The sequence below is a fragment of the Micromonospora sp. DT53 genome (assembly GCF_049841535.1).
Classification (GTDB): Bacteria; Actinomycetota; Actinomycetes; order Mycobacteriales; family Micromonosporaceae; genus Micromonospora.
On sequence record NZ_JBNCKM010000002.1, the window covers coordinates 355,269 to 377,463 of the forward strand.

The following is a 22,195-nucleotide window of genomic DNA, read 5'->3' on the forward strand; positions in this document are numbered from 1 at the left end:
TGCTCCCGCAGCATGGCTGCGATGCATAACGGTCGCTGGTGGCATGACTCCTCGCCCTCTAGCGTTTGCGACATGTTGGATATCGCCCTGTTGGGTACGGGCACGATGGGCACCGCGATCGGCCGTCGGCTGCTGACCAGCGGCCATCGGCTCACCGTCTGGAATCGCACGTCCGCCCGCGCCGCGCCGCTCGTCGACGCCGGGGCGCGAGCCGCCGGCAGCCCAGCCGAGGCGGTCCGCGACGCCGACGTGGTGATCACCATGCTCACCGACGCGGTCGCCGTCCGGCAGACGGTTGTCGACTCCGGTGCGGCACTGGCGCTGCGGCCGGGCACCCCCGTGATCGAGATGTCCACAATCGGTCCCGGGGGCGTGGCCGAACTGGCCACGCTGCTGCCAGCGGGAGTACCGCTTGTTGACGCCCCGGTAGCCGGCAGTGCCGAAGCTGCCGAGACGGGCCGGCTCGTGGTGCTGGCCGGCGGGGAGGAGGCGGTCGTCGAGCGGGTCGCTCCGTTGCTGGGGACGTTGGGCACCGTCCGTCGCTGCGGCGGCTCCGGCCGGGGCGCCGCGTTGAAGCTGGTGCTCAACACCGCGCTGGTCACGGCGGTCACCGCGGTCGCGGACGCCCTCGCCGTCGCGGACGCTGTGGGCGTCGACAGGCGTACCGCCCTCGATGCGCTCGCCACCGGACCGCTCGGCGGCGCGGTCGCCCGGGCGACCACCACGGACGCCGCGTTCGCCGCCACCCTGGCCGCCAAGGACGCCCGGCTCGCCCTCGACGTGCTCGGCGACGCGCCTGCGCCCCTGCTGCGCGCCGCCGCATCGGCGTTGGCGGCTGCCCGCCATCCGGAGGGCGACATCGCCCGTCTCACCGACACCGCCGCATCCGAGGAGAAGCAGTGAACCTGACGCTTGACAATCCGACGACTGTCGCCGCGCCGTTCGGCGACCGGTTCGCGCACGTCGCACGCCTCGACCTGCCCGGGGGCGCGCTGCTGATGCTCTCTGGTCAGGTCGGGGTGGACGACGCCGGTGCGGTGGTCGCACCCGGCGACGTGCGGACGCAGTCCGAACGGATCTTCGAGTTGATCGGCGCGCTGCTCGCGGCGCACGGCGCCACCTTCGCCGACGTCCTGCACGTCCGGACGTTCATGACCGACCTCGGCGACCTGGCCGGCTATGCGGACGTCCGCAACCGCTACTTCGGGCAGACCCGGCCCGCCAGCACCACCGTCGAGGTGAGCCGGCTCTTTCTCGACGGCGCGGTGCTGGAGGTCGAGGTCACCGCGGCCGTTACCACGGGTTGACCGCCATCAGCTGATCTTCGTGGCGAGCGGCGCAGTTCGCGCGCTGGCCTCAGCGCTGGTGCGGCCGGTTGCGGATGGTGGTGAGCGCGAGCACCGCGGTGACGAGGAAGACGACGCCGGTGATCCGCAACCCGGCCTGGACGCCTGAGGTCAGCGCCTCGGCGATCGCCGCCCGGACCGGGTCGGGCAGCGGTTGGCCGCCGTTGGCGCCGGACGCCACCGCCGCCTGCACGGCGGTACGTGCGGGTTCGCCGACCTGGTGCGCGGCGAGCCGCTCCGGCAGGTCGGCCACCATCCTGGTGGTGAGGAGCGTGCCGAGCAGGGACGAGCCGAGCACCGAGCCGACCTGACGGGCGGCGTTGACCGCCCCGGAGGCCATGCCGGCCTGGGCGGGCGCGACGCTGGCCAACGCCGCCGCCGTCGCCGGGGCCACCACCAGACCACTGGCCGCGCCGAACAACACGAACAAGGCCCAGCGGTGACCGAACGACGTGGTCGGCCCCTGGTTCGCCAGCGCGAAGCTCGCCACCGCGCCGAGGACCAGGCCGAGGGTCAGCGGCGCTTTGAATCCGGTACGACGGATCGCCCGCCCGGCCCCGAAGGCGACGAGCACGTAGGCGCCGAAGAGCACAAGCATCCGCCAGCCGGTGTCCAGTGGGCTGAGCGCCTGGGCGCGTTCGTGGAAGAGGACCAGCAGGATCGCCACGCCGGTGAAGCCGAACAGCGACACCGCGCCGACGACCATGACAGCGCTGAACGACGCGGACCGGAACAGCCGTACGTCGAGCATTGGCGCGCTGGTCCGCAGCTCGACCAGCACGAACGCGACAAGCGCGACGGCCGCGACGACCCAGGCCGCCGACACCACCGGGTTGGTGTAGCCGACCTTGCCGCCCTGGATCAGCGCGTAGACGGCGGCCGCGATGGCGACGGTGCCCAGCAGCAGGCCGGGCACGTCGAGACGGGCGGCGCTCGGCCGGGACTCGGCCACCCCGACGACGGCGACGACGAGGGTGATCAGGCCCAGCGCGATCGTCGACAGGTAGACGCTGTGCCACTGGTAGTGCCGTAGCAGGGTGCCAGCGATCAGCGGGCCGATCGCGAGCCCGATGCCGGACGCCGCCGACCACGCGGTGATGACCTCGGTCCGTCGGTGCGGGTCGGTGAAGGTCGCGCCGAGGATCGCCAGGCTGTTCGGCAGGATCAGTGCCCCACCGAGGCCGGCGACCAACTGCCCGACGATCACCCACGCGACGCTCGGAGCGCCGGCCACGACGGCTGCGCCCAGGATCATCGCGACGACCCCGGCACCGAACATGCGCCTACGCCCGTAGCGGCTGCCCAGGGTGGCCGCGGACAGCACCACGCTCGCCACCATCAGGGTGTAGGCGCTGGGGATCCAGACCAGGGTGGTCGGGTCGACCCGCAGGTCCCGTTGGATCGTGGTCAGTGCGGAGACCGTCGCGGTGATCTGGAGGAACGTGATCATCGCGCCCAGGCACATGGCGATCAGGGTCACCGGGCGGGAGCCGCGCAGGGTTGAGCGGGCGGTGGCGGCCGTCCCGGGTGCTGTCGCTCCGGGTGGGGTCGCTCCTGGTGGGCACGGTGCCGTGGTGCTGCTGGTCACTGAAGATCCTTCAGGAGGAAGTTCTGACTTGCGTCTGCCAAAGTCAGCACCACCCAGTGAAACACCTGACTAGCCCTCACGCAAGTCAGGTAAGCTGGACGGCATGGAGGACCTACGAGACGATCGCGACGCCTGGACGAGCGAGAACTGCTCGGTGGCCCGGGCGATGGACATCGTGGGCAGCAGGTCGACGGTCCTGATCATGCGCGAGGCCCTGCTCGGCACGCGCCGCTTCGACGACTTCGTCCGCCGGGTCGGCGTCGGCGAGCCCGCCATGGCCGCCCGCCTCAAGGAGATGGTCACCGCCGGGCTGCTCGAACGAATCCCGTACCGGGAGCCGGGCCAGCGCACCCGCCACGAGTACCAACTCACAGACAAGGGTCGCGAGCTCCTGCCCGTCATCACCGCGCTGCGCAACTGGGGCGACACCTGGACCGCCGCCGACACCGGCCCGTCCATCGTCGCCACCCACCACGACTGCGGTGAGCCGATCCGCGCGGTGCTCCGCTGCGCCGCCGGCCACGAGATAGCGGACAGCGACATCGACATCATCGCCGGCCCCGGCCTCGTCCGGCGCGACTGACCCTCCAGGCCACGACCGGACCGGCCGGCGGCGGGCCGTCAACTCGATCGATCATGGTGACCGGAAGTGTCGTACACCTGTTCTAGTCTCGGGTCATGGTCGAGGAGTTGGCGCAGGCGGACGACGCGGTCGCCGCCTGCGTCGATGCCGCCGCCTGGGCCCTGCCGGAGCATGATCTGCTCGCCGCGCTCGACGCCGCGCACCGCCTTCAGCAACGCCTCGCCGCGATCACGTTGGCCCTGGTCCGCGAGATCGACGGCCGCGGCACCGCCCGCGCGCAGGGCGCCTCCTCCACCGCGGTGTGGCTTCGCGAGCGACTGCGGCTCACCGTCCCCGCGGCCCGCCGCCTCGTCGACCTCGCCGCAGCCCTCGACACCGGCAACCCCGGGGTACGACAAGCGCTCGCCGACGGACACATCAGCCTCGACCAGGCCCGGGTCATCACCGATACGGTCACCACCGTGCAGGCCACCGCCGGCACCGAGGCCGCCAACAAGGCCGTTGCTGTGCTCACCGACTGGGCCAGCCAATTCGATCCCACCCACCTGCGCAAACTCGGCACCCGCATCCTCGACCACATCGCCCCCGACATCGCCGACGCCGCCGCCCAGGCCGCCCTCGACGCCGATGCACGCCGCGCCGCCCGCGACCGGCACCTCACGTTGTCCGAGCAGGCCGACGGTCGACTGCGACTCAGCGGCACCCTCGACGCCGAAACCGCAGGCCTCCTCCGGGCCGCCATCGATCCACTGAGCACACCCACCGGCCCCGACGACGAACGCTCCCCCGGACAACGCCGCCACGACGCGCTTAGCGACGTGTGCCGCCTCGCCCTCCACAGCGGTGACCTGCCCGAGCACGGCGGCGACCCCACCCAGATCGTCGTCACCACCAGCTACGACGGGCTGACCCGGCAGCTGAGCAGTGGCACCCTCGACACCGGCCTCAGCCTCACACCCGAGGCCGTGCGTCGGCTGGCCTGCGACGCGACACTGCTGCCCGCCGTCCTCGGCGGCACCGGCCAGGTCCTCGACGTCGGCCGACAACGCCGCCTCATCACCGGCCCGCTGCGCCGCGCCCTCGTGCTCCGCGACCGCGGCTGCGCCTTCCCCGGCTGCGACCGCCCACCCCGCTGGTGCCACGCCCACCACATCCACCACTGGGCCGACGGCGGCACCACCAACCTGGCCAACGCGGTCCTCCTCTGCGGCCACCACCACCGACACCTGCACCACAGCGACTGGACCGTCCAACTCGGCCGCGACGGCCACCCCGAATTCGTGCCACCCGCCTGGCTGGACCCCGAACAGCTCCCCCGCCGCAACCACTACCACCGACGAACGTAGGAACTACTGCATGCCTCTACGACGCCCCCTGCCCGCACGCCGGCAACCAGATGCTGTGCCCGGGTCTGTGGATCTAACGGTGTTTCCGGCCTGACCCGCCGGGCGTTGTGCCCGACGTCGCGGCGGGGATGACGCTGGTCCCAGAACGTGTCGTCGACGAGCCAGTGGACGGCTTCGGTCAGGCCGGGCCAGGACGTGGCCTGGCGTGGGCGCAGGCTCGCGAGAATGGACAGGGCGTTGGTGATGTCGGCCCTGCGGTCGGGCCAAGCAATGGTGGTCATGCGGCTGCCAGTTCGGTAGTCGGGGTGGTTGGGGCCGACGGCGACTCGACCGAGGGCACGGGCATCCGAACAAATGGCATGGATCCCCCAAACCAGCGTCCCCAAATGACGCGCAAAGTACCCGTTGTGTTACGAGCTTGTTTCCAAGATGACCGCCAGGTTACGGGTGCTTCTCGATGATCGGTACCGATCCTAGGTTTCGGCCACCGTCATCAGTCGTGACGGCCGGCACCGAACGTGGAGGCAACGACGTGCCACAACCGAACGCAGATCGGACCGGACGGGCCAGGTACGGGGTCAGCATGCTGGCCGCCGTGGCGCTGACCGCGGCCGGTCTGACCAGCCTGCCCGCCAGCGCCAGCGCCGCGCCGGCCAGCAGTGGTCCGACCGCCCGTTACCTCGTCCAGCTCGACGAGGAGCCGCTGGCCACCTACACCGGCGGGGTTCCCGGGATCGCGGCGACCAAGCCAGCCGACGGGGCCAAGCTGAACCGCACGTCCGGGAACGCCAACGCGTACCGGGATCACCTGCGCCAGAAGCGTAGGTCCGTGTTGGACCACGTCGGTGTGCCAGCCGACCGCACCCGCGTCGCCATGGAGACCGCGTTCAACGGCTTCGCCGCCGACCTGACCGGGCCGCAGGCCGCCCGGCTGCGCGCCACAAACGGTGTCCGAGCGGTGTACGAGAGCCGGAAGGTGCACGCCGCCACCTCACACACCCCCGACTACCTGGGCCTGACCGGCAAGGGCGGGGTGTGGAAGAAGGAGTTCGGTGGTGACTCCCACGCGGGTGAGGGCGTCATCATCGGGGTCATCGACAGCGGCTACTGGCCGGAGAGCGCGAGCTTCGCGCCGCTGCCCAGTCCCCGCCCCGACCAGGCCATCATCGACGCCAAGTGGAAGGGCACCTGCGACGTCGGCGTCGAAGCGCCGGTCACCTGCAACAACAAGGTGATCGGGGCGCGCTGGTACAACGACAGCGGCATCGCCGAGGCGTTCCCGGACGACTACTCCTCGCCGCGCGACCGCAACGGCCACGGCACCCACACGGCCAGCACCGCGGCGGGCATCCACGGCGTGCGGGCGACGTCGGGCACCCAGGACCTGGGCATGATCTCCGGCATGGCCCCGGCCGCGCGACTGGCGATCTACAAGGCGTTGTACGACAACGGTGCGGGCGGAGCGACCGGCACCGACATCGACATCGTGCACGCCATCGACGACGCGGTCGCGGATGGTGTCGACGTGATCAACTACTCGATCGGTGACGACACCGAACAGTTCGGGGCTGTCGACGCGACGTTCTTCAACGCGGCCGCCGCCGGCGTGTTCGTCGCCGCCGCCGCCGGCAACTCCGGCCCGTTCGCCAACACCGTCGACAACTCGACGCCCTGGCTGACCACGGTGGCCGCGAGCACGACCGACCGGCAGAACACCCGCAAACTCACCCTTGGCAACGGCACCACCATCGCCGGTGTGGGCATGGGCGAGACAGGTGTCGGGCCGGCCCGACTGGTCTTCGCGAAGGACAGCGCGGTCGATCCGGACGGCGCCTACGGTGCCGGCCTCTGCGCCGACGACACACTGGACCCGGCGAAGGTCAAGGGCGCGATCGTGCTCTGCCTGCGGGGCGAGATCCCGCGTACCGACAAGAGCATCGAGGTGGCACGGGCCGGCGGGGTCGGCATGGTGCTCTACAACGACGAGCTGAATTCCCTGAACGCCGACGTGCAGGCCGTGCCGACCGTGCACATCAACGAGGTCGACCTGGCCACGGTCACCGCGTACGTCGCCAAGGGCAACGCCACGGCGACCATCTCGCCGAGCAGGCTGGAGACGGTCGAGGCGCCCGCGGTCGCCGCGTTCTCCTCGGCGGGCCCGTCGAACCTGAACGCCGGTGAGCTGCTCAAGCCGGACATCAGCGCGCCCGGTCAGGACATCGTCGCCGCGTTCTCCCCGTCCATCGGCGGCAACGACTTCGCCCTGGAGTCGGGCACCTCGATGGCGGCCCCGCACATCGCAGGTATCGCCGCCCTGTTGCTGGCCAAGCACCCCGGCTGGTCGCCGGCGGCGGTCCGCTCGGCGCTTATGACAAGCGCCGTGGACAAGACCGACAAGGGCAACCCGATCAAGATCGGCACGTACGACGCGACTCCGCTCAACTACGGTGCCGGCCAGGTCGAGCCGGGCAGCGCCTTCGACCCGGGCCTGGTCTACGACTCCAACCAGCAGGACTGGATCCAGTACCTGTGCGGGGTGTCCGCCGACCGTGGCGGCGACTACGGGCTCGGCGACCTCGACGGCTGTGACACGATCGGCGCGATCGACACGGCACAGCTCAACTACCCGTCGATCTCGCTGGGCCGGATGGTGGGCAAGCAGACGGTGACCCGTACGGTCACCAACGTCAGCGACAAGACCAGCACCTACTCCTCGTCGGTGCAGGCCCCGCCGGGCTACAAGGTCAAGGTCACCCCGGCCAAGCTGCAGATCCGCCCGGGCAAGAGTGCCCGCTTCACCGTGCAGGTCACCAACACCGGTGGTGCGTTCGACACCTGGGCCGACGGCTCGCTGACCTGGCGCGACCAGTTCAAGCACGTGGTACGCAGCCCGCTTGTCGTGCACAACTCCGGGTTGGTCGCCCCCGACGCCATCACCGGCAAGGGCACCTTCGGCAGCGTCCGGATCGCCGCCGAGGTCGGCTACCAGGGTCAGCTGATCTCCCAGCTCTCCGGCCTGACCTCGGGCACCAGCAACGTGGTCACACTGAAGGGCGACGGGCCGAGCTGGGACTGGAGCACGTCGAACAACCTGCCGGTGCCGCTGCCCGCGTCGATCAGCAGGTCCACCCTGCACGTGCCGGCCGGGACCCGCAGCCCACTCGTCCAGGTGACGTCGGCGCGGCCCACCTGCTCCCACATCGACTGGGACGACGAGGAGGGTGTGATGGAGTGCACCGAGTTCAGCCTCAACGTCTACGACAAGTCCGGGAAGTTCGTCACCGCCACGGCCAGCGGTCGGGACGGCGCCAAGGTGACCCTGCCGGACGGTGCCGGGGACTACATCGTGGTCGTCGAGCAGGAGTTCACCGAGAACATCAAGGACGGCGCGAACGCGTACACCGTGACCAGCTACCTGCCGGGCGCGCCGGGCACCTCCACCGGCCGGTTCACCATCGACCCGAAGCAGCGCAGCGTGCAGCCGGGCGCGACGGCGAACCTGACCCTGCGCTGGTTCGGTCTCGCCCCGGGGCAGCGCTACCTCGGGGTGCTGGAGTTCCGCAACGGTGACGGATCGCTGAAGACCGTGCCGGTCACCGTCCAGTCCTGAGCGTTCCGACGGGCCGGCGGGAAGGCGTGTGACCCAGGTCACCGCCGGTCCGCCGGCCCACCGTCGCGCCGGGCAGAGGTGATCTGCTCGGCCCACGGTGATCGACAGCGGCGAGGACAAGACACGGGGCGGCGGGAGCCCAACTCCCGTCCGCCCCGAACGTCTGCGCGGGCCCGTCGAGTTCGTCGGCCGCGCGGCGGAGCTGGCGCAGCTACGCCGGCTCGCCGCAAACCCGCCCTGCCTGATCCTGTTGGAGGGCGAGCCGGGGATCGGCAAGAGTCGACTCGTCGCCGAGTTGCTCGCCGAACTTCCCGGGCGGCACCTCATCGGTGAGTGCGACGACGTGCCCGAGCCCTTCCCGCTCGGCGTGCTGCTGGACGCGATCCGGGGCGGCGCCGACCCACTCGGTCCGCTCAACCCGGTGGCCGGCGCCCTCGCGCCACTGCTGCCCGAACTGGCCGACGTACTGCCGGACGCGCCGCCCCCGTTGACCGACCCGGCGGCCGAGCGACATCGCCTGCTCCGCGCCGTCGCGGCGGTGCTCGCCGCGCTGAGCCCCGCCACGCTGCTGCTGGAGGACCTGCACTGGGCCGACCCGGCGACCTGCGAACTCCTCGCCTACCTGAGCACCCACCCGGTGGAAGGCTTGGCCGTGGTGCTGACCGCGCGTACGGCGACGCCGGGGAGCAGTACGCCGATCCACGACGCCCTGGCGCGGACTCCCCCGTGGAGCGTCACGCGCGTCCCGCTCGGCCCACTGGACGCCGATGACGTACGCCGGCTGGCGGCGCGCACCCTGCGGCTCGACGATCCGCCGCAGCAACTGACCGCCACCCTGCTCGACCGCACCGCCGGCATCCCGTTCGTGGTCGAGGAGGTGCTGCGTACGCTCGCCGAGCGGGGCGGCGACCCGTTGGCCGACGACAGTGTCCCGTTCGTCCTCCGGGACGTGCTGCTCTGGCGGCTGCGCCCGCTCGACGAGGCCACCCGGGAGGTGCTCGGCGCGGCGGCGGTGCTGGGGATGACACCCGATCAGCGCATCCTCGCCTCGGTGCTCAGCCTGGACCGGGTGGCGATCGGCGCGGCGTTGACCGCCGCACACCGGGCGGGCCTGTTGCACGACGCCGGCGACGGCCTGCGGTTCCGCCACGACCTGGCCCGACAGGTGGTGTACGACCTGGTGCCCCGGGAGAGCCGGGAGTGGCTGCACCTTCGGGTGGCGCGGGTGTTGGAGCAGGAGCTGCCGAGGCCGGTGGCCCAACTGGCGCACCACTACCGTCGGGCCGGCAGTGGAGCCGACTTCGTCCGCAACGCCGAGGCGGCCGCCGACCTGGCCACCGAGCGCGGCGACGACGCGACGGCCGCCAGTTTCCTGCTCCAGACGATGGACATCGCCGAGCTGCCCCGACCGGTCCGGGTTCGGCTCGCCGCGAAGCTGGGCCGGTCGGCCATCGAAGGGCTCAGCCAGGCCGACGCGATCCCGGTGCTGGAACGGCTGCTCGCCGACCGACGGCTGCCGCCGGGCGCCCGAGGTGAGCTGGGTCTGGTGCTCGGGCGGATGCTGCGTCAGCAGGGCGAGGCCCTGCGCGGGTACACCGAGATCGAGCGTGCCGTGCCGTACCTGCGCGCGCCGCGCCGCAAGGCCCAGGCGCTCGCGGTGCTGGCGGCCCCCGACACCGTCGTCGGCCGGCACGTCGACGACCACCTGGCCCGGTGCGCGGACGCGGAGAGCGCCGCGGCGGCCAGCGGGGATCCGGGGGCGCACCTCGCGGTCCGTATCGCCCGAGCCTCGCTGCTGCTGGAACTGGGCGAGCCGGCGGCCTGGGCGATCATCAGGGAGCTGGGCGCCTCCACCGAGTTGGCCGACCGGCCCCGCGAGCATGCGCGGGCCTGCTTGAACTGGGCGCAGGGCGCGCTGCACGCCGGCCACCCGGAGCAGGCCGAAGCCCTTCTGGCGGCCGGTCGGGCGCTTGTCGACGAGACCGGGTACGAGCGGCTGACGGCCCTGGTGGAGGCGACCGAACTGTCACTGGACCGGGCCGCCGGACGGCTGGAGGGGCTCGCCGAGCGACTCGGCCGGCTGGTCGCCAGCGCCGAGCGGATGCCGGTCACCCTGCTGGACGCGCGGGCCGAACTGGCGACCGTGCTGGCCCACACCGCCGGAGTCGGCGGCAACACCGAAGAACGCCCCGGCACCGCAGGCGGCGACAACAGCGAGGGACGCGCGGACACCGCAAGCGGCGGGGACACCGAGGGACGCGCCGGCAACGCCGAGGGCCCTGGCAACGGCGGGGAGGGACGCGACGACGTGGAGGTGGCCGAGCGGGCGCTACGAGAGGTGGTGGCCGACGCCCGGCGGGTCGGTGCGATCTGGCCGCTGGTGCAGGCGCTCTCGGCGCTGGCCCGGCTCACCCTTGGCCGGCGTCCGGACGAGGCCGTCCGGCACGCGGCGGACGCGCTGGCGCTGGTGCGCGGAAAGGGCATCCTGGCGTGGGCCGCCGATGCCGTGTTGGTGCTGGCCGAGGCGGCAGCCGCTGCCGGTGATCCGGCGCGGGCCGCGGAAGCGGTCGCCGAACTGGAGGCCGGGATCGCGGGCCGGGACGCGCCGCTGGCCCTGACCGCCCTGCGCCGATGCCGGGAACTCGTCCCGACCTGAGCCACGCTGGCGGGGTGGCGGGCCGTCAGGTCGACGGCCCGCCACCGTGGATCAGAGAGTGACCTGGTGGACCCGGTCGTCCACGCCGCGTACCGCCAGCCAGGCGCTGCCGTTGACACCGGCGGCGGCCCCGGGCGCACCCCGGAACGCGTCGGAGGCGAACTCACCGCGTCGGAACCAGCCGCCCCAGGCGCCGTCGGCCAGGTTGCGCTGCCAGAGCCGGTTGTCGGCGGCCAGCGCGAACAGGTAGACCCGGCCGGAGGTGGCGAGCAGCGTCGGGCTGCCGCTGGTGGTGCCACCCAGGTTGGTCCAGGCCGACCAGGTGGTGCCGGTCCGGCTGCTCCACCACACCTCGTCGGTGCGGCTGCGGACCGCCACGTGCAACACGCCGGCGTCGTCGACGACAGCGCTCGGCCGACCGTAGAACGGCCGGTTCTCGGGAGCCCCGACGCCGGTCCAACCAGCGGTCGGCGTACGCGACCAGAGCTTGCCGTCGGCACCGCGGGCGACGAGCGTCCACTGCGTCGGGCTGGTCCAGGCCACCGTGGGCGCGTCGGTCAGCGAGCCACCGAGGCTGCGCCACGGCCCCCACCCGCCGGCGACGTAACTGCGCTGCCAGGCGGCGTTGTCGGTGCCCCGGACGAAGACGTCGAGCCGCCCGTCGGCGGAGCCGTACGCCGCCGGCTGGCCGAGGATCCGGCCGCCGACCGGGCCGCCGAGCGAGGTCCAGTGCGTCCCCCACGTCGTACCGGAGCGGGTGTTGACCGCCAGCGCACCCCGCGCGTCGCGGACGAAGGCGGTGGCGTGCGTGTCGTCCACCCGGACCAGCGCCGGGCTGGCGCTCGCGGTGCCACCGAGGTCGGCACCGGCGACCTGGTCGGTGCCGGTCAGGCCGAGCATGGCCACCCCGTGCGCCGGCACCTCGACGGTGTACGAGCCGGTGAACGGCTGCACGCCCGGGGTGGCTGGCTGGGCGTCCACCGTGGATCGAGACCACAGGTCACGGACCTTGACCGACCCGCCGAGGGCGACGTCGGCGAAGTTCACGGTGATCCGCTGGGCGGTGTCGTGCCGGTTGAGCAGCGCGACTGCCCGCTTGCCGGAACCGGCGAGCACCTTGTTCCAGACCTGCGCGTCGGTGCCGGTGTCGGCGACCTTGACGCCCTGCCGGACCAGCGGGTCCTGGTCCACAGCGATGATCTCCGGGTTGGTCAGCGCCGAGATCATCTCCTTCGGCAGGCCACGCGGGTCGGAGCCGATCACCAGCGGCGCGGCCATGATGGCCCACATGCCGAGCTGCGTCTTCGACTCGTCCAGGCTCAACTCGTACCCGCCGTCGGGCAGCGGACGCATCGGCAACAGGTAGTCCGGGTCGTTGTAGTGCCCCGGCCCGGTGGCCGCCGGGTGGTACGCGTTGACGTCCATGTTGCGCAGCACCCACGGGTACGCCCACTGCGGGCTCGGGTCGGTGAGCCCCACGTCGGTGTAGGTCCGCCAGGAGTCGGCGACGGTGGGCGCGTACGTGTAGCTCCAGGTGGAGAGCTGCTCCGGGGTGTACGGGCCGCCGCCCCAGTCCGAGCTGACCGGGTTGCAGATGTTGAGCAGCATCGGCCGGGGCGACTGGCGTACCGCCTCGGCCAGCTCCCGGAAGGTGGTCTCCGGGTCGAGGCCGGCGGCCCGGCCGCAGAGCCAGTCGGCCTTGAGCGCGTCGAAGCCCCAGGCGGCGAACTGGGCGATGTCCGTCCGGTAGTGCCCGTTGCTGCCGAGACCGCACTGCCCCGGCAGGTACGGGCCGGCGTCGGTGTAGATGCCGGCCTTCATCCCCTTGCTGTGGATGTACGCGGCAAGCGCGGCCATTCCACCGGGGAAGCGGGCCGGGTCGGCGACGAGGTTGCCGGCCTCGTTGCGCGGGGTGGGTGCTGCCCAGTTGCCGTCGATCCAGACGTAGGTGTAGCCGGCGTCGCGCAGGCCACTGTGGACCATGTGGTCGGTGACCGACCGCACTTCGGCCTCGGTGGGATCGCCACCGAGGCCGAAGTAGGTGTTCCAACCCTGGTAGGGCGTCGGGGCGAGACCGCTGTTGAAGAAGGTCGGCGCGCCCTGATCCTCCGCGCCGGGGGCCGCCGGGACGTGGCCGGGACGGCCGGGCCCGTGGCCGGCCTGCGGTGGGTCGGCATGGGGTGGGCCGGCCATCGCCGGCATCGGGCTGGCCAGGCCCAGGCCGAGCACGGCCAGGGCAGCGGTCAGCTGTCGGTTCAGGCGCATGGAGGTACTCCTGTCCCTCGGGGGTGGGGGTGGTGGTGCTCCGATCTCAGTCGCGGGTCAGCACGATGAGGTCGGCGTCGTGGGTCGCGCTCCACTGCACCGGCAGGCCGACGGCGGCGAGGTGGCTGCCGGAGTAGTGCCGGTCGCCGTGCGCGTAGCGGGCCGTGGGGTCGAGGCCGCGCAGGGGCAACCGGACCGGGCGGGACGGAAGCAGCCCGGCGCCGTCGAGCCGGCCGGTGTGCCAGGCCAGCACGACCACCTGGTTCTCGTCCGGCGCGGTGTACTGCACCGCGCAGCGGGCCTGGTCGGGGCCACCGATCAGGTGCACCTCGCCGTGCGTGACGACGTCCCGGATCTCCTTGTACCTGGCGATCCAGCTTGCCGCCTCGGCCCGCTCGGCCGGGGTCCACGCCCGGATGTCCGCGCCGATGCCGAGCACACCGGCCATCGCCAGGACGAACCGGAACGCCAGCGTCCGCGGCCGGGGATCGAACAGGCCGGGCGCGTCGGTGACCCAGGAACTGAGCAGGTGCGGGGCGTTGGCGTGCAGGAAGCCGTACTGGATGGCAAGCCGGTCCAGCGGGCCGGTGTTGTCGCTGGGCCAGAAGACGTCGGCCCGGGCGGCCATCGCCAGGTCGGTCCGCGCGCCCCCGCCGGCGCACGCCTCGATCAGCACCCCGGGATGGTCCCGGCGCAACCGCTCGTAGATCCGGTGCAGGTTGGCGACGTGCGCGCCGTCCAGGTCGAGCGGGCCCACCCCACCGGACCGACCCGGCTCGGTACGCGGCCGGTTGAAGTCCCACTTCAGGTAGTCGATGTCGTACCGGCGCAGCAGGCCGTCGACTGTGCTGTGGACGAACTCGGCGACCTCCGGCCGACCCAGGTCGAGCAGGTACTGGTTGCGGACCGGCGTGAGGGGCCGCCCGTCGACGGAGTAGACCCAGTCCGGGTGCTCGGCGTACAGGGACGACTTCGGGTTGACGCACTCCGGTTCGACCCAGAGCCCGAAGTTCAGCCCGAGCGCGCGGACGTCGGCGATGAACGCGTCGAACCCGGCCGGGAACTTCGCCGGGTCGGGCGTCCAGTCGCCCAGCCCGGCGGTGTCGTCGTTGCGACCGACGAACCAGCCGTCGTCCACGACGAACGTCTCCACGCCCAGCTCGGCGGCGATCCGGGCGAGCGCGAGCTGGCTCTGCGCCTCGACCGCGAAGTAGGTCGCCTCCCAGGAGTTGTAGAGCACCGGGCGGGGCCTGAGCCGCTCCCCGGCCAACAACCGCTGGTGGGTGTGCCAGACCCGGGCCAGTCCGTCCAGGCCGTCCGGGCTGTACGCCCCGGTGACCACCGGCAGGGTCAGCCGCTCGCCCGCGGCCAACTCCAGTGGGCCGTCGACCAACTGCCGGCCGACCCGTACCCGGGTCAGGCCGCCGGTGTCCCGCTCGGCGCTGATCTCCCACGAGCCGGTCCAGGCCAGAGCCATCCCCCACGCCGGCCCGGCCGGCTCGGCGGTGTCGCGCACGGCCAGCCAGGGCACGTGCAGATGCCCGGGTACGCCCTGGGAGCTGCCGATGCCGAACGTGCCGTGGCCCAGCTCGACGTGGGCGAGCTGGAACTCCTGCGCCCACTGCCCCCACTGGTGGCTGAGCAGCGCGCCGTGCGGCGTCGGTACGCAGAACCCGCCCGAGCCGGCCCGGATCACCCGCAGCGCGTCGGTGCCGTCGTTGGTCACCTCGACCCACCGCTGCACCACGTCGGTGCCGACCGGCACCCGGTAGTGCACCGTGGCACGCAGCCCGGTGACCGGGTCGGCGAACTCGACGGCCAGCTCCCGCTGGTCGGCGTCGATCCGCGCGTCGGTGTGCGCGAAGCCCACCCGGCGCTGCCCGTTCGAGGTCTCGATCACCAGGTCGGCGCCGGTGAACGGGCGGTCGGCGTCGGTGGCGTACTCGATGGGGGCCGCGTCCCCGGCGGTGAGGAACGGGACCGGGCCGTCGTAGGCGACCGGCGACGGCCCGTCGGAGACGCCGTGCGGCCCCCATGCGACAAGTTCCAGCCAGCGACCGTGCGCGGGCACCCGCACGGTGTAGTCGGTGTGCGTGCCCCGCAGCGTCCAGCGCTGCCCGGTCTCGGCGGTCACTTGACCGCTCCGAGCGCCAGGCCGGAGACGAAGTGCCGCTGGAAGCGGAGGAACACCGCGACGGTGGGGACGGCCGCGATGACCGTGCCGGCGGCGATGACGTTCCAGGACGAGACGAACTGGCCCTGGAGGGCGAGCAGCGCCGGGGTGACCGGCATGTTGTCGTCGGTACGCAGCACGGTGATCGCCCAGAGCAGGTCGTTGAAGATCCAGGTGAACGAGAGCGCCCCGAGCGCGGCCAGCGCGGGTCGGGTCAGCGGCAGCATCACCTTCGTGAAGATCTGCGCCGTGCCGGCGCCGTCGATGGTGGCCGCCTCCTGGATCTCACCCGGCAAGTCCCGCATGAAGCCGTGCAGGACGAAGGTGTAGAAGCCGAGCCCGAACCCGACCTGCACCGCGATCAGCGCCCAGAGCGTGTCGTACAGGCCGGTGAGCTCGCTGAACTTGGCCACCGGGATGAGCAGGATCTGCGGTGGGAGCAGGTTGCCGGCGAGCATCAGCAGCAGGATCGTCCGCCGCCCGGGGATCCGGAAGCGACTCAGCGCGAAGGCGGCCATCGCGGCCAACCCCAGGCTCAGCGCCACCGACGGGACGGTGACCAGCAGGCTGTTGATCAGCGCGCGCAGCTCGCCGCCGTCGGTCCACGCCTGCCGGTAGGTGTCCAGGGTGAACGACCGGGGCAGGCTGCCCACGCCGTGCGCGGCGATGTCGTCGAACGACCGGGTGGACATCACCACCACCCAGAGCACCGGGCCCAGCCAGAGCAGGGAGAGCAGGATCATGCCGGTGTGGAAGGCCCCGGTACGGAGCTTGTTCATGACGCTTCCTCCCGGAACGCGCGGACCAGGTAGCCGAGGATGACGGCCAGCGCGAGCACGAAGATCACGACAGCGATCGCCGAGGCGTAACCCAGCCGCAGGCTCTGGAACGCGGTCGAGTACATGTAGGTGCTGAGCAGCTCCGACGAGTGGTACGGCCCACCCTTGGTCAGCGACCAGACGATGTCGAACGAGCGCAGCGAGTCGATGACGATGACCGACAGCACCACGGCGTTGACCCCCTTCATCTGGGGGATGGTGACGTGCCACAGCCGCTGCCAGGAGTTTGCGCCGTCCATCCGGGCCGCCTCGTGCAGCGCCGGGTCGATCGCCTTCAACCCGGCCAGGAACAGCACCATCACGTACCCGATCTGCCGCCACAGCGCGGGCAGGATCACCGCGTACAGGGCGGTCTGCGGGTCGGCGAGCCAGGGCCGGATGAGCTGCTCCAGGCCGACCGCCCGTAGCAGCGTGTCGGCGATGCCGTCGGGTTGGTAGAAGACCCGCCAGACCAACGCGGTCACCACAAGTGAGAACACCACAGGGGTGAACAGTGCGGCCCGGTAGAAGCCGACACCGCGCCGCTCCTTCTGCAGGACCAGCGCCATTCCGAAGCCGCCCAGCACGGAGAGGCCGCCGAAGAGCACCAGCCAGATCACCGTGTTGACGAGCGCGCCCCGGAAGGTGGCGTCGCCGGCCAGCTCGACGTAGTTGTCGGTGCCGACGAAGGTGGGCGGTGTCATCCCGTCCCAGCGGGTGAGGGAGAACCAGAAACCCTGGATCGCCGGCCAGAACACCCAGACGCTCTCGACCGCGAACGGCACGAGGACGAACGCCACAAGCAGCGGCGACAGTCGAGCCGACCGTCGCCGCCGCCGGGTGGGGGTGACCGAAGTCGTGGAGATCGTTGCTGTCACGTCAGCCCTTGAAGACCTTCTCGGCGCCGGCCTGCCACTCCCGCAGGATCGCGTCGATCTGGTCCGGCTTGTCGATGAACTTGGTCAGCGCGGTGTCCGCGGTCGGCTGGAGCGCGTCGCTGGAGTCGCGGTTGAAGAACTGGGTCAACTCCTTGGCCTCGTTCAGCATCGCCTTGCCCTTGACCACCAGCGGCGAGTCCGACGCCTTGGCCCTGGGGTTGGCCGGCAGCACGATGCCGGAGCTGGCCTTGACGTACGCCTCCTGGGCCTCGACCCCGGCCAGGTATCTGAGCAGGGCCTTGGTGCCGGTCGGGTTGGCGGTCTTCGCGCTGGCGAAGAAGCCGTCGGTCGGTGCCTCCTCGGCCAGCGGCACCGCCGGGTCGATGATCGGGAACCGGAAGAAGTCCAGGTCACCGAGCGCGTCCTTGGGTGCCGCGTCGGCGAAGAACGTGCCGATCAGGAACATGCCGGTCTTGCCGGCCAGCAGCGCGGTGGTCGCCTCCTGGAACGGGTACGCCTTGCCCTTGGGATCGAAGTAGGGCAGTGCCTCGCGCCAGCGGGTGAAGACCGCCTTGACCTTCGGGTCGTCGAAGCGCTGCTTGCCGGCGAGCAGCTCACGGTGGAACGGCGCGCCGTTGATCCGGATGTTGAGGTAGTCGAACCAGGCCGAGGCCACCCACGGGGTGTCGCCGAGGCCGATGCCGATCGGCGGGACGCCCTTGCTCTTCAGCGTCTCGCAGAGGGCCAGGAACTCGGTCCAGGTCTTCGGCTCCTGCACGCCCCACTTGGCGAAGTTGGACTTGCGGTAGAAGAAGCCCCACCAGTAGTTGTTCATCGGCACGAAGATCTGCTTGCCGCTGGCGTCGGTGGAGAGGGTGCGCAGCGACTGCGGGTAGTCGTCCAGCGACTTCCAGACCTCGGAGACGTCCAGCAGCAGGTTCTTGCTGGCGTAGTCGTTGGCGACCGAGCCCGCGTACCAGGTGTAGAGATCCGGCGGGTTGGCCGAGGTCAGGTAGGTCGGCAGCTGGGTCCGGAAGGTCTCCGAGGCGATCGTGTTGAGGCTCGCCGTGCCCTTGCCCTGCGCGTTGAAGGTCTCGATCAGCTTCTCCATCGCCGCCTTGGCCTGCGGCGAGGAGAGGTTGGACTGGATGGTGACCGCGCCCGAGCCGTTGCTCGTCGTCGGCCCGCTGGCGGAGCTGGCGCACGCGCTGAGGAACGAGCTGGCGCCGAGCGCGCCCAGGCCGGCGAGCCCGAGGTGGCCAAGGAATCGCCGGCGACCGGGGTCGAAGTCGCTCACGGAGGTATCCCTTCCTTTACGACACTCAGCGTCACCACGCGATGTGTCGTCCATGTGAATGCTGTGACGAGAAGGTTGCATCGGCCCTTGCCGGCTGTCAAGATATCTTCATAATTAATGATTAGACGAGACCAAGGCGAGGGTCAGGTGGATCAGCCTATGCGCCGGCTTGAGGGCAAGAACGCGCTGGTCACCGGCGCGATGGGTGGGATCGGCGCGGCCACCGCCCGGCGGCTCGCCGCCGAGGGAGCAGCTGTCGCGCTGCTGGACGTGGCCGACCCGGCCCCGCTGGCCGAGGAACTGACCGCGAGAGGCGACCGCGCACTGTCCGTAGTGGGCGATGTCAGCGACGAGGCCGACTGGACGGCAGCCGTACGCGCCGTACGGGACCGCCTCGGCCCGATCGACATCCTGGTCAGCACCGCGTACGCCGTGCGGGTCGCCCCGGCCCACGAGACCAGCCGACAGTCCTGGGACCACCAGCTCGGCGTCAGCCTCACCGGCTCGTTCCTCGGCGTCCGCGCCTGCCTGGACGACCTGCGCGCACGCTCGGGCGCGGTGGTGCTGATCTCCTCGGTGCACGCGCTTGTCGGGTTGCCCGGCCGGCCCGCGTACGCCGCGGCCAAGGGTGGCCTGGTCGCGCTCGGCCGCCAACTCGCCGTGGAGTACGGCCCGCAGGTCCGGGTCAACACCGTGCTGCCCGGGCCGATCCTCACCGCCGCCTGGGCCGACGTGTCCGAAGAGGACCGGCAGCACAGCATCGCGGAGACCGTCGCCAAGCGCTTCGGCACACCTGACGAGGTGGCCGCCACTGTCGCCTTCCTCGCCTCGCCGGACGCCGCCTACATCACCGGCGCGAGCCTGGTGGTGGACGGTGGCTGGACAGCGGTGAAAGCCTCGGCCTGAGAGATCGATACCGACCAGCGAAAAGGCCAGGAGCATTGGCACAGTACGCACGCCGCGGCGTCCACGGGCAGACCGTCGAGGCGATCGCCCGTCGCATCCTCACCGGCGAGATCGCCGCCGGCGCGACCCTGAACATCGTCGCGTTGCAGGAGGAGTTCGACGTCAGCCTCACGGCGCTCCGCGAGGCGCTGAAGGTCCTCTCGGCCAAGGGCATCGTCGACGCCCGGCAGAAGCGCGGCACCTTCGTCCGACCCCGTGCGGACTGGAACCTGCTCGACGGTGACGTGATCCGCTGGCAGTTCGCCGAGGGCACCGACCAGCGGTTGCTCGACCAACTGCACGAGGTGCGCGCCATCATCGAGCCCGCCGCCGCGCGGCTGGCCGCCACCCGCGCCACCGAGGACGACCTGACCGCCCTGGACCGGGCACTGGCCGAGATGGCCCACGCCAACGGCGATCCCGCCGCCGCCATCGCCGCCGACCTCGCCTTCCACCGCGCGCTGCTCACCGCCACCCACAACGAGCTGCTGGAGCGGATGGAGGTGGTGATGGAGACCGGGCTCGCCGAACGGGACCGTCTGGTGCACGGCGGCACCGCCCACGACGACCCGGTGCCCAGCCACCGCGCGGTGGTCGACGCGTTGCGCGATCGGGACGAGACGGCGGCCGAGACCGCGATGCGTCAGTTGCTGGACAAGGCCGTCCGCGACGTCGAGAAGGCACGGGGACGAAGGGGCAGTCAGTGAAGATCGAGCGGATCGAGACCTTCCTGGTCGCGCCACGGTGGTTGTTCTGCCGGGTGGAGACCGACGACGGGCTGGTCGGGTGGGGTGAGCCGGTGGTCGAGGGCCGCGCCGAGGTGGTGCGCAGCGCGGTCGAGGTGCTCTCCGAACACCTGATCGGTGCGGACCCCCTGCGCATCGAGCAGCACTGGCAGGTGCTCACCAAGGGCGGCTTCTACCGGGGCGGCCCGATCCTCTCCAGCGCGGTCGCCGGCCTCGACCAGGCGCTCTGGGACATCGCCGGGCAGGCGTACGGCGCGCCGGTGCACGCGCTGCTCGGCGGGCCGGTGCGCGACCGGGTACGGATCTACTCGTGGATCGGCGGGGACGAGCCCGGCGAGGTGGCCGACGCCGCCGCCGCGCAGGTCGCCGCCGGCCTCACCGGGGTCAAGATGAACGCCTGCGGGCGGCTCTCGCCGATCCCCACCTCGGCCGAGGTGGACGAGGTCGTCGGCCGGGTGGCCGCCGCCCGCGAGGTGCTCGGCCCGGACCGGGACATCGCTGTGGACTTCCACGGTCGCGCCGGAATGGCCGCGGTCCGCCGGATCCTGCCCGAGCTGGCCGCCCTGCGCCCGTTCTTCGTAGAGGAGCCGGTCCTGCCCGATCAGGCTCACCACCTGCGCGACATCGTGGCCAGCACGCCGATCCCGGTGGCCACCGGCGAGCGGCTCTACGGTCGGTCCGAGTTCCTCGGGCCGTTGCAGGCCGGGGTCGCCGTGGTCCAACCGGACCTGTCGCACGCCGGTGGGATCTCCGAGGTCCGCCGGATCGCCGCGCTGGCCGAGACGTACGGCGCACTGCTCGCCCCGCACTGCCCGCTCGGTCCGATCTCGCTGGCGGCCAGTCTCCAGGTGGCCTTCGCGACACCGAACTTCCTGATCCAGGAGCAGAGCATCGGCATCCACTACAACGCCGGCTCGGAGTTGCTGGACTACCTGGTCGACCCGGAGCCGTTCCGGTTCGTGGACGGGCACATCGCCCGCCTCGACCGGCCCGGGTTGGGCATCACCGTCGACGAGGCGGCCGTCCGCAAGGCCGCCCAGACCCCGCACGCCTGGCGCAACCCGGTCTGGCAGCACGCCGACGGGTCGTTCGCCGAGTGGTGACCGGCGCGCGGCCGGTGGCGCTGCGGGCGACGTACGACGCCGCGCACGGCGGCCGGTGGACGAGTCTGCACGGCGCTGGCCGGGAATGGCTCTGGCACGGCCCGGAACCCGGCCGACACGAGGTACGCCCCGACGACGCGTTCGTCGACGCCGGTGGGCTGGAGGAGTGCCTGCCCACCGTGCGCGGCAAGCCCGACCACGGCGAGGTGTGGTCGCGGCCGTGGCGCAGCGCCGGACCCGACACCGTGGTCATCGAGCGGCCGACGTTCACCCTCAGCCGCCGGATCAGCGACGAGGGCGGTGTGGTGGTGGCCGACTACCGGCTGGCCGCCGACCCCGGGCACCGGTTCGTCTGGGCCGCACACGCCCTGCTGGACCTCTCCCCCGCCGCCCGCCTCGACGCGCCGGCCGGCACCCCGACCCGGCTGCACCCGGAGGCCGCCACGCTCCTCCCGCCGGGCAGCTGGCCCACCGGCGACAGGTGGTTGACCGGGCCGTGGCCGGCCCCGGCCGGGCTGACCCTGGACACGTTCGGTCCGGACGACGGGACCGCGCTCGGCGCGGTGCTGCTCGACTGCGCCCGGGTCCAGGTGATCGACGGCGCCGACCGGCTGACCATGGAGCTGGAGTGCGCGGACCAGCCCCGCAGCACCGCGCTCTGGCGCAACCTGGGCGGCTGGCCGACCGGCGCCCCCTACCGCAGCGTCGGCGTCGAACCGATGCTCGGCGCGGCCTTCGACCTGGCCGACGCCGGCCCCGACGACGCGGCGGTCGTCCCGCCCACCGGCGAGGTCGCCTGGCGACTCACCATCTCCGCCCACCGCATCCCCTGAGGACACCG

16 protein-coding genes are annotated in these 22,195 nt (G+C 71.9%); 10 read left to right on the forward strand and 6 right to left on the reverse strand.

Features of this window, described 5'->3' with window-relative positions; genetic code table 11:
• Nucleotides 1–21: 21 nt before the first annotated feature.
• Both ACLQ3B_RS07520 and ACLQ3B_RS07525 read left to right on the forward strand, forming a co-directional pair.
• Entirely contained in the window at nt 22–903 is an 882-nt protein-coding gene (locus tag ACLQ3B_RS07520; RefSeq protein WP_425779824.1) for an NAD(P)-dependent oxidoreductase, read from the forward strand.
• Nucleotides 900–1,307 carry a RidA family protein gene (locus ACLQ3B_RS07525; protein ID WP_208741284.1) on the forward strand — a complete coding sequence of 136 codons (408 nt, stop codon included), beginning with the start codon at nt 900–902 and terminating at the stop codon, nt 1,305–1,307. Before ACLQ3B_RS07520 ends, ACLQ3B_RS07525 begins: the two co-directional genes overlap by 4 nt.
• Before the next feature lie 49 nt (nt 1,308–1,356).
• Here the strand turns inward: ACLQ3B_RS07525 and ACLQ3B_RS07530 are convergent, their stop codons facing one another.
• Complete coding sequence (locus ACLQ3B_RS07530) at nt 1,357–2,934, reverse strand: MFS transporter (protein ID WP_425778602.1); 1,578 nt, start codon at nt 2,932–2,934, stop codon at nt 1,357–1,359.
• Nucleotides 2,935–3,037: 103 nt separating this feature from the next.
• Here ACLQ3B_RS07530 and ACLQ3B_RS07535 point away from each other — a divergent pair, with 103 nt between their 5' ends.
• The 4 genes from ACLQ3B_RS07535 to ACLQ3B_RS07550 all read left to right on the forward strand — a co-directional run bounded on the left by ACLQ3B_RS07535 (nt 3,038) and on the right by ACLQ3B_RS07550 (nt 11,129).
• Complete coding sequence (locus ACLQ3B_RS07535) at nt 3,038–3,517, forward strand: winged helix-turn-helix transcriptional regulator (protein WP_425778604.1); 480 nt, start codon at nt 3,038–3,040, stop codon at nt 3,515–3,517.
• A gap of 95 nt (nt 3,518–3,612) precedes the next feature.
• A complete protein-coding gene (locus ACLQ3B_RS07540) occupies nt 3,613–4,863 on the forward strand; it encodes a DUF222 domain-containing protein (RefSeq protein ID WP_425778606.1) in 1,251 nt (416 codons plus the stop codon).
• Between the two features lie 532 nt (nt 4,864–5,395).
• Complete coding sequence (locus ACLQ3B_RS07545) at nt 5,396–8,473, forward strand: S8 family serine peptidase (protein ID WP_425778608.1); 3,078 nt, start codon at nt 5,396–5,398, stop codon at nt 8,471–8,473.
• A gap of 97 nt (nt 8,474–8,570) precedes the next feature.
• Nucleotides 8,571–11,129 (forward strand): ATP-binding protein, encoded by a 2,559-nt coding sequence (locus tag ACLQ3B_RS07550; RefSeq protein WP_425778610.1) that lies wholly within the window; start codon nt 8,571–8,573, stop codon nt 11,127–11,129.
• 51 nt (nt 11,130–11,180) lie between these two features.
• Here ACLQ3B_RS07550 and ACLQ3B_RS07555 read toward each other — a convergent pair whose 3' ends face one another.
• The 5 genes from ACLQ3B_RS07555 to ACLQ3B_RS07575 are packed head-to-tail and all read right to left on the reverse strand — an operon-like array spanning nt 11,181 to nt 18,560.
• Complete coding sequence (locus ACLQ3B_RS07555; protein ID WP_425778612.1) at nt 11,181–13,394, reverse strand: glycoside hydrolase family 27 protein; 2,214 nt, start codon at nt 13,392–13,394, stop codon at nt 11,181–11,183.
• Nucleotides 13,395–13,440: 46 nt separating this feature from the next.
• Nucleotides 13,441–15,528 (reverse strand): alpha-galactosidase, encoded by a 2,088-nt coding sequence (locus ACLQ3B_RS07560; RefSeq protein WP_425778614.1) that lies wholly within the window; start codon nt 15,526–15,528, stop codon nt 13,441–13,443.
• Nucleotides 15,525–16,346 (reverse strand): carbohydrate ABC transporter permease, encoded by an 822-nt coding sequence (locus tag ACLQ3B_RS07565; RefSeq protein WP_425778615.1) that lies wholly within the window; start codon nt 16,344–16,346, stop codon nt 15,525–15,527. Before ACLQ3B_RS07565 ends, ACLQ3B_RS07560 begins: the two co-directional genes overlap by 4 nt.
• Nucleotides 16,343–17,263 carry a carbohydrate ABC transporter permease gene (locus ACLQ3B_RS07570; protein WP_124818439.1) on the reverse strand — a complete coding sequence of 307 codons (921 nt, stop codon included), beginning with the start codon at nt 17,261–17,263 and terminating at the stop codon, nt 16,343–16,345. The genes ACLQ3B_RS07565 and ACLQ3B_RS07570 overlap by 4 nt, the downstream gene beginning before the upstream one ends.
• A gap of 1 nt (nt 17,264) precedes the next feature.
• Nucleotides 17,265–18,560: an ABC transporter substrate-binding protein gene (locus ACLQ3B_RS07575; RefSeq protein WP_425778618.1), complete on the reverse strand. Its 1,296-nt coding sequence runs from the start codon at nt 18,558–18,560 to the stop codon at nt 17,265–17,267.
• 159 nt (nt 18,561–18,719) lie between these two features.
• On the opposite strand from ACLQ3B_RS07575, the gene ACLQ3B_RS07580 reads away from it, so the two are divergent.
• From ACLQ3B_RS07580 to ACLQ3B_RS07595, 4 genes are read left to right on the forward strand one after another with little or no spacing between them, the layout of a single operon-like run.
• A complete protein-coding gene (locus ACLQ3B_RS07580; RefSeq protein ID WP_425778620.1) occupies nt 18,720–19,466 on the forward strand; it encodes an SDR family NAD(P)-dependent oxidoreductase in 747 nt (248 codons plus the stop codon).
• Nucleotides 19,467–19,501: 35 nt separating this feature from the next.
• Complete coding sequence (locus ACLQ3B_RS07585) at nt 19,502–20,212, forward strand: FadR/GntR family transcriptional regulator (RefSeq protein ID WP_425778622.1); 711 nt, start codon at nt 19,502–19,504, stop codon at nt 20,210–20,212.
• A complete protein-coding gene (gene dgoD / locus ACLQ3B_RS07590; protein WP_425778624.1) occupies nt 20,209–21,354 on the forward strand; it encodes a galactonate dehydratase in 1,146 nt (381 codons plus the stop codon). The genes ACLQ3B_RS07585 and dgoD overlap by 4 nt, the downstream gene beginning before the upstream one ends.
• On the forward strand, nt 21,348–22,187 hold the full coding sequence (locus ACLQ3B_RS07595) for a hypothetical protein (RefSeq protein WP_425778626.1): 840 nt from the start codon (nt 21,348–21,350) through the stop codon (nt 22,185–22,187). The genes dgoD and ACLQ3B_RS07595 overlap by 7 nt, the downstream gene beginning before the upstream one ends.
• Nucleotides 22,188–22,195 lie beyond the last annotated feature (8 nt).